Genomic DNA, 13,334 nt, shown 5'->3' with positions numbered 1-13,334 from the left:
ACCAGTCCTGTAGGCGACGGCAGAGTGGTCTCCTCAATCCGGGTCGCTGCTCTTCATCGTCTTGTCAACTATCTTAAGAAAATCCAGGTTCGTCTTCGTATGCGCCAATCTGTCTATCAGAAGTTCGGTCGCCTCCGCCGCTCCTAGTGCAGACAGCAAACGGTGCAACTGCCAGATTCTCTTCAGCGTATCGTCGTCGTACAGGAGTTCATCGTGCCGTGTCCCTGAGCGTTTGACGTCAATCGCGGGATATATTCTGCGTTCGGCCAATCCCCTGTCAAGCACCAGCTCAGTGTTACCAGTCGCCTTGAACTCCTCGAATATCGCATCGTCCATGCGACTGCCCGTCTCGACTAAGGCTGTCGCAAGCACGGTGAGGCTGCCACCTTCCTCAATATTCCGCGCCGCACCGAAGAACCGCTTCGGCCTGTAGAGCGCTGACGGATCCAGTCCACCGGAGAGTGTCCTGCCGCTCGGAGTAACAGTGAGATTGGATGCTCGCGCGAGTCTGGTCAGGCTGTCAAGCAGAACGACCACATCCCTACCCGACTCAACCAGGCGTTTCGCCTTGTCGAGGACCATCTCGGATACTCTCATATGGTTCTCAGGCATCTCATCGAATGTGGAACTGATGACCTCGCCCTTAACAGAGCGGCGGATGTCCGTGACTTCCTCGGGGCGCTCGTCAATCAGCAGAACCAGGAGGACGATCTCTGGATGGTTGGCAGTGATGCTATTGGCGATAGTCTTCAATATTGTGGTCTTGCCCGCCTTGGGCGGGGCCACGATCATTCCTCGCTGTCCCTTGCCGATCGGGGCAATCAGATCGATGAACCGTGCTGCTGTGTTCTTGCCGTCGGTCTCAAGAACGATTCTCTCGTTAGGATAGATTGGCGTGAGATCGTCGAAGTTGACGCGACGGCGAGCGACCTCGGGATCAAGACCATTGACGGCCTCCACTCGAAGGAGGCCGAAATACTTCTCGCTCTCCTTCGGAGGACGAACCTGACCGGATACCAGATCGCCAGTCTTTAGCCCGAATCTCTTGATTTGCGACTGAGAGACGTAGATATCCTCTGGATCAGGCGCAAAGTTCTTGTTCCTGCGCAGAAACCCCCACCCGTCCGCAAGAATCTCCAAGGTCCCCTGACCGAAGATAAGCCCACTCTGCTCAGTTTGGGCCTGCAGAATTCTGAAGACCAGTTCCTGCTTCTGAAGGTCGTCTTCGTCAGTGCCAATACCGAGTTCCTTGGCGATGTCCTGGATCTCCTCCACGCTCTTGCTCTCGAGATCCGCGAGTTCTAGTGTCTCCATTATGACCGCACCTCTTTATGGGATGGATAATAGTGACTGAGTATGGGAAAGTAAGCTCCGAGAATCGAACCGGAACATCTGGCATTCACATCTGCCAGGGTACGGGTAAGTGAACTGAGGTGATCATCATCCGGCGGCCGCTCGCTACGGCGCAGGGGATTCTTCTGTATCAACGGGAATTATACCATCTCTCACCGCTTCTTGTCTATGAAAACATCTCCCCATATCCGAGCAACTGCGACGTCGTACATCCTCGCATCGGACGAAGGTTACTTCCGTCCATCTCCCAATGCCGCTATGAAAGGAAGGTTCCTGTACATGCCATTCAGGTCTAGGCCGTAGCCGATCACGTATTCGTCCGGCACAACGAATCCCACATAGTCCGGGTTGATGTCGGTCTCTCGCCGACTCGGCTTATCGAGAAAGGTACAGATTCTGACTCCGGCAACCTTTCGTGCCTTGAGATTCTCCACCATATAGCTCAGCTTCAGGGTGAGCCCCGTGTCAATGATGTCCTCAACTATCAGGACGTGTTTCCCCTCGACGCTCTCATCAAGGTCTTTGAGTATCCGGACGACCCCGGACGAAGTTGTAGAAGCCCCATAGCTCGAAAACGCAACGAAATCAACCTCAACCGGTATAGTGACCGCTCTCACCAGATCAGCCAGGAAGACGAACGCACCCTTGAGTATCCCAACGAGTACGAGTTGTCTTCCCTCATAATCGGCCGAGATTCGATCGCCGATCTCTCGCACCCGTTCAGATATCTGCTCGGTGGTCAGGAGTACCCGGCCAATGCCATCTAGCTGGGACATCTGCCGCTACTCCCACTCGATCGTCGAAGGCGGCTTGGAACTTACATCATACAGCAGACGGTTGACGCCCTTCACCTCGTTTATCACGCGGTTGCTTATGCGCTCTAGAACCTCATAAGGAAGTCGAGCCCAGTCAGCAGTCATCGCGTCTTCGCTCGTCACCGCACGCAGAACTATCGGATATGAGTAGGTACGCTGGTCACCCATCACGCCCACCGACCGAACGCATGGGAGAACAGCAAATACCTGCCATAGGTCACGGTACAAGCCAGCGGCCTTTGTTTCCTCGATGACGATGGCATCCGCTTCGCGAAGAATGTCGAGTCTCTCCTTGGTGAGTTCGCCTATGATGCGTATCCCCAGACCGGGTCCGGGGAATGGGTGGCGCCACGTGATCTCCGCGGGCAGGCCCAGTTCATCCCCCACCCTTCTGACTTCGTCCTTGAACAGATTTCGAAGCGGCTCCACCAGTTCCAACTTCATGTCGTCGGGAAGGCCGCCTACGTTGTGATGCGACTTAATCACAGCGGCAGTATCCGTGCCGCTCTCTATCACGTCCGGGTAGAGCGTACCCTGTGCGAGGAATCGGACATCGCCCAGTTTGGCGGCTTCCTCTTCGAAGACACGGACAAACTCCTCACCGATAACCATCCGCTTTTGCTCCGGATCCGTGACACCGTTCAGTTTGGAGAGAAACCGCTCTTCCGCGTCCACATACACCAGGTTGATGTTGAAAGCATCGGCAAACGTGGCGCGAACCTTCTCTTCCTCGTTCTTACGCAACAAACCATGATTGACGAAAATGCACGTCAACTGCTCGCCGACGGCTCTGTGTATCAGCGCCGCGACTACTGAAGAGTCAACGCCGCCGCTTAGTCCGCAAACCACTCTGCCGTCGCCTACCTGCTGTCTAATCGCTGCCACCGCCTCGGCGACAAACGACGATATAGTCCACAACCCTCGACAATCACATATCTCATAGAGGAAGTTCCTGAGAATCTCCATGCCTCTGGGGGTGTGGGCAACTTCGGGATGAAACTGCACCCCGCAGAGCCGGCGCCGTGGGTCAAACATCGAAGCCACCGGAGTGTTGTCCGTTCGCGCGAGAACTTGGAAGCCTTCCGGTGCCTCGTTAACGGCGTCGCCATGGCTCATCCAGCACTCCAAGCTAGGCCCCAGGCCTTTGAAGAGCCCATCCTCGTTGACGATCCCTAGCGCGGTCCTACCGTATTCGCGCTTGTCCCCCGGAAGAACCTTACCGCCTAACAGATGGGCCATGAGTTGCATGCCGTAGCATATGCCCAGCACCGGAACTCCCATCTCAAATATGGCCGCATCGCAAGACGGAGCACCTCCCTCGTAGACGCTGGATGGACCGCCGGATAGAACTATGCCAGACGGCCGTAGAGATTCGAGGTGCTCGACTGGTGTGTCGAATGGGAGTATCTCAGAGTAGACCTTGCACTCGCGAATTCGCCTGGCGATAAGTTGGCTGTACTGAGCGCCGAAGTCGAGGACAACGACGAGTTCGTGCTGTATATCTTGGCTTTTCATATCGAAAACATCTGGGCTCGTGCGCTCAAGGCCTGCGCGCAGCAAGGCGCAATGATCAAAGACCAAGCCCCTCTGCAGACTCTGGTGGATCTCATCTCCGCAACGGACGCGACACCGGAACTACAATGATTTGGACTACGCGACAAACCCTGAAGCACGGGCACGAAACTATATACCGGTAGGATATCCGTTGGGCTTAGAGGATCAGGGGAATCTCGGCTGTCACGAGACCCCGCCGGATGCGTTTTAATTCTAACAAAACGGGCTTCGTCTGTCAAGTGCGAATCAGGATATCCAGGTAGTTTCTCGCGTAGGTTCCTCGGTGTGTTGGGAAGAGGTCTTCGTATGACCGCGTCTCGAACCACGAGCCCCAACGTGCCGACTCCCACCACATCCCCGCGCGATAGCCACTCTGCTTCGAGCGGAGGCCATAGGGTTTACTCCAGTATCGCGAGCACCCCGTATTCGCGCAGAATCACGAACTCCTTGCCGCCGATTCTGATCTCGGTTTCTCCACACCTGCCGTGCATGACCTCTCAGATCGCCTCCTCGATCTGTCCCTCACCACCTTCGGGCAGGGTCACGCCCAACATTTCGGCAAACATCACGGCATTCTGAGCGGCCTTACCCTGGTAGTGGTTGTTGAAGAACACATAGGTCTCCCTGCTCCTTGAGGCCAGCCTCTTGACCTTCGGAGTCCATTCGGCCAGCTCATCTCCCGCGTAGAGGTAATCATACCGTTCCCAGGCTTCCCCGTGATTGAACCACTTGCGGGCATTCCGACCGTGAAAGCGAACATAGGCGATATCGGAGGTAGCGCCTGCGATCGGCGGCATCAGGCCGTTCAGCCTCGGCTCATCCACGCAGCAATACCCGATGTCCAGTCCCCTCAGCAGCGCGGTTACATCGCGAGCCACCCAACTGCAGTGCCGGAACTCCGCAACTAGCGGCAAGTCGCCAAATCCCTCCCGCAGTTGCCGCAACCTCCCCTCATTGACTTTGCTCTTGCGGAAACCCCAAGGATACTGCGCGAGAACACATCCGAGTTTGCCGCATGCAACTAACGGCTGTACAGCCGTGCTGAAGTACCTGAACACGGAGAAATCAGGATCTGGAGCATGCGTGATATCCTTGTGCGCCTTCACCACAAATCGAAAGCCGTCGGGAGTTTTCTCCGCCATGCGCTCGAAGGTAGCGGGCAGAGGGACCGCATAGTACGATGAGTTGATCTCCACCGCCCGGAACTTCGTAGCGTAGTAAGCCAGCATATCCCCTTTAGGCAGGCCCTTGGAGTAGAAGAAACCGCGCCAGTCGTCGTAGCTGAAGCCGGATGTGCCGATCAGTATGTCTCCCATGAGTCAACCGGTCGTTATGCGGAGCGTATTATACCCATGAAATCGTCAACCTTCAGACTAGCTCCGCCTACCAATGCGCCGTCAATGTTAGCCTGACTCAGCAGGTCGCGCGCGTTATCGGGCTTGACGCTTCCGCCGTACTGGATGCGAATACCCTCTGCGGCAGCATCGCCGAAAAGACCGCGTACCACACCCCGTATCATTCCGCACACGCGCTCCGCCTCAGGAGTGCCACAGACCTCACCCGTGCCGATCGCCCACACGGGCTCGTAGGCGACGACCATACCGGCCGCTTCCGCAGGGGTCAATCCGTTCAGACCGACCTCCACCTGGACACGGATCACATCGTCGGTCCTGCCGGCCTTGCGCTCGTCCAGCGTCTCACCGCAACACATGATCGGCTTGAGACCGGCATCCAAAGACACGCGAACCTTCCTGTTCACGCTCTCGTCCGTCTCTCCGAAATGCCTTAGCAGTTCGGAGGTCATCCCCTCTTCGACCTTGCCGAAGCGGCCTCTTGTCTCAGAGTGCCCGATGATCGAGTATGTGCATCCCGCGTCCAGGAGCATGCCAGCCGAGACCTGGCTGGTGTAGGCGCCCTGCCCCTTCCAGAACACATCCTGAGCGCCGACGCCGACCTTTGCTCCCATCAGAGTCCGTGCCACCTCGTAAATGGCCGTATACGGAGGACAGACAATAACTTCGATCTTGTCCAACCCTGCCACCTTGACTCTAAGCTCCTCAACGAAGCTGACCGCCTCTCCTACGGTCTTGTGCATCTTCCAGTTACCAGCTATCAAAGGTATTCGCATGCCACGTTCCTTCCTACTTGTCGCTTAGAGCCACAACGCCCGGAAGCGCCTTGCCTTCCAGGAACTCAAGGGAAGCCCCGCCTCCGGTTGAGACGTGGCTCACCTTCTCCGAATAGCCCATCTGCTCGATTGCAGCCGCGGAGTCACCTCCGCCGACGATCGTAGTGCCGCAGGAATCAGCCATCGCCTTGGCGATTCCGAGGGTACCATTCGCGAATCGGGCATCCTCGAAGACACCCATCGGACCGTTCCAGATGACCGTTCGGGCGCTTCTGATCCTCTCGCCAAAGAGCCGGATAGTATCCGGACCGATATCAAGGCCGCGAAATCCTTCAGACATGGACTCGGTCGGCACGGTCGTGATCTTCACATCGGCGGGAACTCCGGACGGAATGTCGAAGTCGGCCGGAAGCTCAACCTCAATCGTGTCAACCGGTAGCAGCAGCTCGACGCCTCGACTCGCAGCCTTCCGCATGGCATCCTTCGCCAGCTGTATGCCCGGCTCGTCTACCATCGAGTTGCCGACATTCAGGCCCTTCGCGACAAGAAACGTGTAGGTCATCGCGCCGCCGATAAGGAGGGCGTCAACTTTGTCGATCAAGTTGTCTATGACCTTGACCTTGTCAGATACTTTGACCCCGCCTAGAATCGCGACAAACGGCCGATCCGGGCTGCTCAACGCGTTCCCGAGGTAGTCAATCTCCTTCTGCATGAGAAACCCAGAAACCGCTGTCGGAAGGAAGTGTGCGACACCTTCCGTCGAGGCATGGGCTCTGTGCGCCGTGCCAAAGGCGTCATTCACATACACCTCGGCCAGCGCAGCGAGTTTCTTCGCAAACTCGGGGTCGTTGGCCTCCTCCTCAGGATAGAAACGGATGTTCTCGAGTAACACGACTTCTCCTGGCTGCATGCGGCTGACTGCAGAATCGACCTCAGGACCAATAGAATCGTGCAGTTTCGTCACTGGTTTGCCAAGCAACTCGGAGAGCCTCTTCGCAACCGGGTCGAGCCGAAGTTCCTCCTTCGGGCCGCCCTTCGGACGACCGAGATGCGAAACAAGTATGACTCTGCCTCCATGATTCAGGAGGTACTCAATCGTGGGCATCGCCGCCCGTATGCGCCTGTCGTCGGTGACATTGCGGCTCTCGTCCAGAGGCACATTGAAGTCCACGCGCACAAGGACACGTTTGCCCTGAACATCGATGTCGGTAATACTTTTCTTCTGCATACTGATCTCCTTTCGACGGAATACGGGGCCAGGCAAGACCCGTTTCGCACAGGTTACCTGGCCCCGTCTTGCCTTGTTACGGGAGTAAACGAAGCGTCTCTACAGACCCTTCTTCACCATCAGGTCGATCAAGTCCGCCACTCTGCAGGAGTAGCCCCACTCGTTGTCATACCAGGCAAGGACCTTCGCCATGTTGCCGCCAAGCACCATTGTGGAGAGACTGTCGAAAATACTGGAATACGGGCTTCCCTTGAAGTCCATGGATACCACGGGGTCCTCGCAATACTGAAGGATTCCCTTCATCGAGCCGTTCGCCGCAGCCTTGACCGCGTCGTTGATCTCCTGCTCCGTGACATCTCTCTCCAGGTTCACCACTAGGTCAACCAGGGAGACGGTTGGCGTAGGCACCCGCAGGGAGAGGCCGTGCATCTTGCCTTTCAACTCCGGCATGACCAGCGCGATTGCCTTCGCCGCACCGGTAGTCGTAGGTATGATGTTCGCGGCGCCCGCGCGAGCCCTTCGCGGGTCCTTGTGGGCCTGGTCAAGCATCTTCTGGTCGTTCGTGTAGGCGTGAACCGTAGTCATGAATCCCTTCTGGATTCCGAAGCTGTCCTGTAGAACCTTGGCGAAGGGCGCGAGGCAGTTCGTGGTGCAGGAAGCGTTGGACACGATCCTGTGTTTGGCCGGATCGTACTGACCCTCGTTGACTCCGAGCACGACTGTAACGTCCTCGTTCTTTGCGGGTGCGCTGATGATGACCTTCTTCACGCCGTCGTGAATGTGCGCCACCGCCTTCGTAGCATCCGTGAACACGCCGGTAGATTCGAGAACGATGTCAACGCCCTGATCGCCCCAGGGTATCGCCGCTGGATCCTTTTCAGCGTAAACATAAATCTTCTTGCCGTTTACGACGATGTCCTTGTCCTCTGCATAGACCTCACCGGGGAAATTGCCGTAGTTAGTGTCGTACTTCAGCAGATGTGCGTTCGTCTTCGCGTCAACAAGGTCGTTCAGCGCCACAACCTCAATCTCATTCGGATACCGCTCCATCATGGTGCGAAGGGAGAGCCTCCCTATCCGGCCGAAACCGTTGATGCCTACTCGCACAGCCATGTATGAACCTCCTCTGTTCTAGTAGTCTCCCGTTGATTCGGGAACATTTCCGGCGACGCGCAGTATCATCGCGTGACACCGAGACGTGTCATTACGCGCCGGGGAAACCGCTACTTATTTTATAGCGAGGGGGTTTCCGGTGTCAAGCGTTCATTACGGAAAGAACGACTTCTCCGATACCAAGCGGAGTATGGCCTGCGCCAGTTTCTGGGGATCGTGGCGCACCACTTCGGTCTGGCTGATGAAGTTGCCGGTGATCGGCGTGTACCCCATATCGCGAACAGTGGCATCGTCCGGCGACACAAGGTGAGCCCCCTGCGTCTCGTACTTCTCAAGAAGTCGCAGAGAAGGTGCTTCCCGATTAATCAGCACGTAATCGAATATCCTGCGTCCGGCATGCTCGACAACCGCCTTGACGTGGTCCGACGACTGAAAACGATCGGTCTCGCCCGGTTGAGTCATCACGTTGCACACATAGACCTTGACAGCTCTGGATGCCGCCACTGCATCCGATATGCCATTGACGAGTAGATTAGGGATCACGCTTGTATACACACTCCCCGGACCTATGATAATGGCATTCGCCAAGCGAATCGCGTCCAAGGATTCTTCCATCGGTCGCACGTCTTCCGGGACCAGCGACACTCTCTTAATAGGTTTTCCGAAAGCGACTATCTGTGACTCGCCGCACACTACCTCACCGTCCTCCATCTCCGCCCGCAGGTTCACGTTCTGCAGAGTCGAAGGCAGCACGCTTCCCCGGATCGCCAGTACACGGCTGGTCTCCTTTACGGCGCGCTCGAAATCCCCGGTTATATCGGTCATCGCTCCGATTAGCAGGTTGCCAAACGAATGACCGGCCAGTTGGCCATCGTCGGTATCGAAGCGATACTGAAACAACTCGGAGAGCAGCGGCTCGGCATCGGCCAATGCCACCAGGCAGTTGCGAATGTCCCCGGGAGGGAGCATGCCCATATGGCTCTTGAGAGCACCCGAACTGCCGCCATCGTCGCTGACCGTGACTATGGCCACGATGTTGCTGGTATACTCCTTGAGACCTCTCAGCATAGTGGAGAGACCTGTTCCGCCGCCAATCACCACGATCCTGTGGCCCTGTGCGAGATACCGTCGTTTGTAGATGACGTCGGCGAGCCGATCCTTGTCTTCAGGACTGATGACGCTGGCGATCGAACCGATTACCTGACGGAAACTGATAAATATCAGAATCAGTCCGATGCCTATCGCCGCGATTGATACCGGGATGTGAACGCTTGGTTGTGTCAGGATGAGGCCGGTCTTCTCGAAGAGCAGTCCTGCGCCGAGATTCAGGTAGTCCACGACCTGCATGTTGGTGAACAGGACGACTCCTACGACAACGAAGAACAGCCCTATTGGCGTGAGGGCCAGCCATCTCTTCACGCGCATCCCCGGATACAGCCATTTGAACAGACTCTTGACGCGCCTTCTACCAGCCATTGATGGTGTTCCTAAGACTTGCCGACGTCTCGGTGTTCGACGATCGTGCGATATCCCCGCTCCCTGAAGAAAGCTCCGAGTTCGTCGGCGACCGCAACCGATCGATGCCGACCGCCGGTGCATCCGATGGCGATGTTCAGATAGGCCTTGCCTTCCGTCTCGTACTGAGGCAGAGAGAAGCCTATCAGATCGCAGAGCTTATCCAGGTACTGGCGAGTCATGTCGTCGCCCATTACGTAGTCCTGAACCGGTTGATCACGTCCATCGTAAAGACGGAGCTCAGGCACCCAGTGCGGGTTGATGAGAAACCGAACGTCAAACACCAGGTCGGCATCAAGTGGCACCCCCCACTTGAATCCAAAGGAAGTCACGGTAACGATCATCCCCGCGTTCACGGTATCGGCACCAAAGTAGTTCACGATCTCAGACTTCAGTACGCTCGGCTCCAAGTCAGACGTGTCGATGACCTTGTCCGCTAACTCCTTGAACTCGACCAGCATCCGCCTCTCCTCGGACACGCTCTCGATGATACCATGGCTTCGGTCAAAGAGCGGATGCCTGCGTCGCGTCTCTTTGAAACGCTGGATCAGCACCTCATCAGTGGCATCGAGGAACAGAATCCTCGCCTGCCCGTATCCGTTGGAGAGATCCGGGAATGTTCTGGCCAGTTCATCCAGAGGCCGGCCAGATCGTATGTCAACGACGACGGCTACGTTCCCAACGGGACAACTGTCGAGGTTCCCGCAGAAATCCCTCAGGGTGGGCAGTAGGCTGGGAGGGAGGTTGTCCACGCAGAAATAGCCCATATCCTCGAAGGCCCTGATCGCAAGGGTCTTGCCTGCCCCGGACATCCCCGTGACAACTACTAGGTTCATATCCAGCTCTCACTTCTCCCCGCGCGATAGAAGATGGTTGGCCGAACCCGCTATAATACCCATCACTACCGATCCGAAGATCGCCGGAAGCGGGCCGTCCACCCGAAAGCCAGGGACCCATCCCGCGCCGACGAGCCAGAACATCAATGCGTTTACGATAAGGGTAAACAAGCCGAGTGTCAGGCAATTCAACGGCAGGGTCAAGAGCAGTACAAGCGGTCGGATCAGAGCGTTTACGACAGCCAGAACCGCAACCGCAAGCAGCGCACCCGGCGCCCCACTTACCTCGATGCCAAGCTCCACCAACCGGGCGACCAACGCTGTCACGTACAGCGCGACCGCGCTGATCACCCACCGAACAAGAAGACCTCTCATCTCTGCACCGCCCTCTGGCCCTGCTCCATCTCGAGCAATATCCTCTTCCATCGACTCCCGAGGCTGAACCCGCCGGGGCATCCGTCTGACTGAACTACTCTGTGGCATGGAACAATGACGGGCACCGGATTGGAGCCTAGAGCCTGACCGACCGCCCGCGCGCCCCGAATCCGACCGGTTTGTTCAGCAACCCATTGGTAGGTCCGGGTTTCAGCGTAGGGAATCCCGCGAACGACACTCCAGACTGCGCGCCGAAACGGGGTATGCGCGGAGATGTCCAGCTCGCATGAGAAAGTGACAGGATGTCCCGCGAAATACCTCCTGATCCGCCCGCACTCCCCGGAAAAATCGTTCGGCGATTCCACAGCGTCGCCTCCGCCACCGCCCAGCGCATGCGATGCGGCTTCCTCCCGAGAGGGTCTTGGCAGAGTGAGGCGGGAGATCAGCTCGCGGGATCCCACAATGGCGACCCAGCCCATCTGCGTCTCAAATACATACAACCGCCTATCCATCATTCCCCAGCCGGCATTATATCAGATATCGGCCGCCCAACGCATCGCTCACTCATCGGGGCGCAGCGCCTGATAGAGTACCGTGGCGGTCTTCCGGTTCATACCGGGGGTGGACTGGATCTCCTCCAGGGAAGCTGCTCGCACGCCTTTCAGAGAACCGAAACGCTTTATGAGTGCCTTCCGCCTCTGATCGCCGATGCCCGGAATGTCCTCAAGCACGGATTTCGTTGCGCTCTTGCGGCGCAGGTTCTGGTGGTACGATAGTGCAAAGCGATGAGCTTCATCGCGAACCCTCTGCAGCAACCGAAGCCCCGGCGAACTCCTGGCAAGGACGAGCGGCTCGTCCTTGCCAGGAAGATACACCTCCTCGAAACGCTTGGCAAGGCTGATGAAGACTATATCGCCTCTGTGATCGAGGTCGCATTCCCCGCTCCCTTCGACCAGTCCCTCCAGCGCGGCCGAGAGCTGTCCCGGTCCGCCGTCAATGACGACCAAATCAGGAGAGCATGAGAACTTCGGGTTTGCCGACGCCGCAGAAAACCTTCGCCGCACGGCTTCACGAATGGAAGCGTAGTCGTCCGGCCCGTCCACAGTTCGAATCCTGAAGCGCCGATACTCTCTTCTTGCGGGCAACCCCTTCTCAAACACAACCATTGACGCCACTGAGAGTCTACCTTGCGTATTCGAGATATCGAAGGCTTCAATCCTGTTCGGCAGCTGGGCAAGCCCAAGGGTTTCTGCGAGACTCGCCAGACTCTCTTCATGCTGCGCCGATTCATCTTCCTCCCGAGACGCAAGCAGCCGCGCGTTCTGCTGCGCCATCTCAACTAGACGCTTCTTTTCGCCACGAAGAGGCCGGCTTATGGTAACCCGGCTACCTCGCCGTACGGACAGCATATCTTCCAGCAGGCGGTGATCCTCGGGAGCGTGAGATACCAGTAACTCCCTGGGGACGTATACAGCGTCGCGGTAGTACTGCTTGATGAAGCCAGCGACGGCCGTCCCGGGGGAATCCTCGTCGTCCGGGCCATCCAGCTGAAACTGCTCCTGACCTATGACCCGGCCCGAGCGGATGAAGACAAGCAGGGCATAGGTAGAACCGTTGGAACTCAGAATCGAAATGATATCGCGGTCGATCTGATCAGTATTGATCATCCTCTGCCTCTCGGCGAACCTGCGGATTGCGTGAAGCTGATCACGGAGTCTGGTCGCCCGCTCGAACTCGAGTCTCTCTGATGCCTCATTCATCTCCGCTTCGATTCGCGCAGATATCGAGTCCAACCTTCCCTCAACGAATAGACATATGTCGTGCACCGTCTGGCGATAGTCTTCTCGACTGATCGCGCCTGAGCAAGGCGAATCGCATCTTCCCAGATGCAGGTTGAGACAAGGGCGATCTGCTTCCCTGCCAGTGAGCTTCTTATTGCAGCCCCGGATTCTGAAGACGCGCCGAATGAGGCGGAGGCTCTCCCTGAGGGCCCTCGCATCCGTGTACGGTCCGAAGTAGCGGTTGCCGTCGCGTTTGCTCCTGCGGGTCACGATGGCTCGCGGATAGGGTTCGGACATGGTGACGCAAAGATACGGATAGTGTTTGTCGTCGCGGAGTCGTACGTTGTACCTGGGGCGGTGCTTCTTGATCAGATTGCACTCGAGCATCAGTGCCTCAACCTCGCTGTCCGTTACCATCCAATCAACGTCCGCAACGTGGGTAACCATGACGGCGACCTTGGACGGGTGAGCCTGACCACTCTGGAAGTATGAACGGACCCGGCTGCGCAACGAGGAAGCCTTCCCGACGTAGATGATCTCTCCCTCGGAGCTCTTCATCATGTAGGCCCCGGGCCTGTCGGGCAGATGAGACAGCCTCTCCGCGAGTTTGTCTTTCATAGCGAATACGCTCCGTGC

12 protein-coding genes are annotated in these 13,334 nt (G+C 57.2%); all 12 read right to left on the bottom strand.

Translation table 11 applies throughout. The annotated features are described in order from the left end of the window. Positions 1–33: 33 nt before the first annotated feature. Complete coding sequence (gene rho / locus KBC96_09250; protein MBP6964580.1) at positions 34–1,314, bottom strand: transcription termination factor Rho; 1,281 nt, start codon at positions 1,312–1,314, stop codon at positions 34–36. A 269-nt stretch (positions 1,315–1,583) separates the two neighbouring features. Next, positions 1,584–2,129, bottom strand: coding sequence for a hypoxanthine phosphoribosyltransferase (hpt, locus tag KBC96_09245; GenBank protein ID MBP6964579.1), 546 nt, complete (start codon positions 2,127–2,129; stop codon positions 1,584–1,586). Positions 2,130–2,135: 6 nt separating this feature from the next. Next, positions 2,136–3,683: a glutamine-hydrolyzing GMP synthase gene (gene guaA / locus KBC96_09240; GenBank protein ID MBP6964578.1), complete on the bottom strand. Its 1,548-nt coding sequence runs from the start codon at positions 3,681–3,683 to the stop codon at positions 2,136–2,138. A 536-nt stretch (positions 3,684–4,219) separates the two neighbouring features. Then, on the bottom strand, positions 4,220–5,038 hold the full coding sequence (locus tag KBC96_09235) for a DUF72 domain-containing protein (GenBank protein ID MBP6964577.1): 819 nt from the start codon (positions 5,036–5,038) through the stop codon (positions 4,220–4,222). Between the two features lie 14 nt (positions 5,039–5,052). Next, positions 5,053–5,850 carry a triose-phosphate isomerase gene (locus KBC96_09230; GenBank protein MBP6964576.1) on the bottom strand — a complete coding sequence of 266 codons (798 nt, stop codon included), beginning with the start codon at positions 5,848–5,850 and terminating at the stop codon, positions 5,053–5,055. A 13-nt stretch (positions 5,851–5,863) separates the two neighbouring features. Then, a complete protein-coding gene (locus KBC96_09225) occupies positions 5,864–7,078 on the bottom strand; it encodes a phosphoglycerate kinase (protein MBP6964575.1) in 1,215 nt (404 codons plus the stop codon). 99 nt (positions 7,079–7,177) lie between these two features. Continuing rightward, positions 7,178–8,191 carry a type I glyceraldehyde-3-phosphate dehydrogenase gene (gap, locus tag KBC96_09220; GenBank protein MBP6964574.1) on the bottom strand — a complete coding sequence of 338 codons (1,014 nt, stop codon included), beginning with the start codon at positions 8,189–8,191 and terminating at the stop codon, positions 7,178–7,180. Between the two features lie 153 nt (positions 8,192–8,344). Further along, positions 8,345–9,538 (bottom strand): YvcK family protein, encoded by a 1,194-nt coding sequence (locus KBC96_09215; protein MBP6964573.1) that lies wholly within the window; start codon positions 9,536–9,538, stop codon positions 8,345–8,347. 140 nt (positions 9,539–9,678) lie between these two features. Then, positions 9,679–10,542 (bottom strand): RNase adapter RapZ, encoded by an 864-nt coding sequence (rapZ, locus tag KBC96_09210; GenBank protein ID MBP6964572.1) that lies wholly within the window; start codon positions 10,540–10,542, stop codon positions 9,679–9,681. A gap of 9 nt (positions 10,543–10,551) precedes the next feature. Beyond that, a complete protein-coding gene (locus KBC96_09205; protein MBP6964571.1) occupies positions 10,552–10,917 on the bottom strand; it encodes a phage holin family protein in 366 nt (121 codons plus the stop codon). Continuing rightward, entirely contained in the window at positions 10,914–11,282 is a 369-nt protein-coding gene (locus tag KBC96_09200; protein MBP6964570.1) for a methylated-DNA--[protein]-cysteine S-methyltransferase, read from the bottom strand. Before KBC96_09200 ends, KBC96_09205 begins: the two co-directional genes overlap by 4 nt. A gap of 195 nt (positions 11,283–11,477) precedes the next feature. Then, positions 11,478–13,316, bottom strand: a complete 1,839-nt coding sequence (gene uvrC, locus KBC96_09195) for an excinuclease ABC subunit UvrC (protein ID MBP6964569.1) — start codon at positions 13,314–13,316, stop codon at positions 11,478–11,480. Between the last annotated feature and the right edge of the window lie 18 nt (positions 13,317–13,334).

This window comes from Armatimonadota bacterium (genome assembly GCA_017993055.1).
Lineage (GTDB): Bacteria > Armatimonadota > UBA5829 > DTJY01 > DTJY01 > JAGONM01.
Note: the sequence above shows the minus strand (reverse complement) of the source record. Positions and strands in the feature narration are given on the sequence as shown.

Excerpts from the sequence above, each read along its gene's own strand:
- rho (MBP6964580.1), bottom strand. The coding sequence starts at position 1,314 with ATGGAGACACTAGAACTCGCGGATCTCGAGAGCAAGAGCGTGGAGGAG.
- hpt (MBP6964579.1), bottom strand. The coding sequence starts at position 2,129 with ATGTCCCAGCTAGATGGCATTGGCCGGGTACTCCTGACCACCGAGCAG.
- KBC96_09215 (MBP6964573.1), bottom strand. The coding sequence starts at position 9,538 with ATGCAGGTCGTGGACTACCTGAATCTCGGCGCAGGACTGCTCTTCGAG.
- gap (MBP6964574.1), bottom strand. The coding sequence starts at position 8,191 with ATGGCTGTGCGAGTAGGCATCAACGGTTTCGGCCGGATAGGGAGGCTC.
- rapZ (MBP6964572.1), bottom strand. The coding sequence starts at position 10,542 with ATGAACCTAGTAGTTGTCACGGGGATGTCCGGGGCAGGCAAGACCCTT.
- uvrC (MBP6964569.1), bottom strand. The coding sequence starts at position 13,316 with ATGAAAGACAAACTCGCGGAGAGGCTGTCTCATCTGCCCGACAGGCCC.
- KBC96_09225 (MBP6964575.1), bottom strand. The coding sequence starts at position 7,078 with ATGCAGAAGAAAAGTATTACCGACATCGATGTTCAGGGCAAACGTGTC.
- KBC96_09205 (MBP6964571.1), bottom strand. The coding sequence starts at position 10,917 with ATGAGAGGTCTTCTTGTTCGGTGGGTGATCAGCGCGGTCGCGCTGTAC.
- KBC96_09235 (MBP6964577.1), bottom strand. The coding sequence starts at position 5,038 with ATGGGAGACATACTGATCGGCACATCCGGCTTCAGCTACGACGACTGG.
- guaA (MBP6964578.1), bottom strand. The coding sequence starts at position 3,683 with ATGAAAAGCCAAGATATACAGCACGAACTCGTCGTTGTCCTCGACTTC.
- KBC96_09230 (MBP6964576.1), bottom strand. The coding sequence starts at position 5,850 with ATGCGAATACCTTTGATAGCTGGTAACTGGAAGATGCACAAGACCGTA.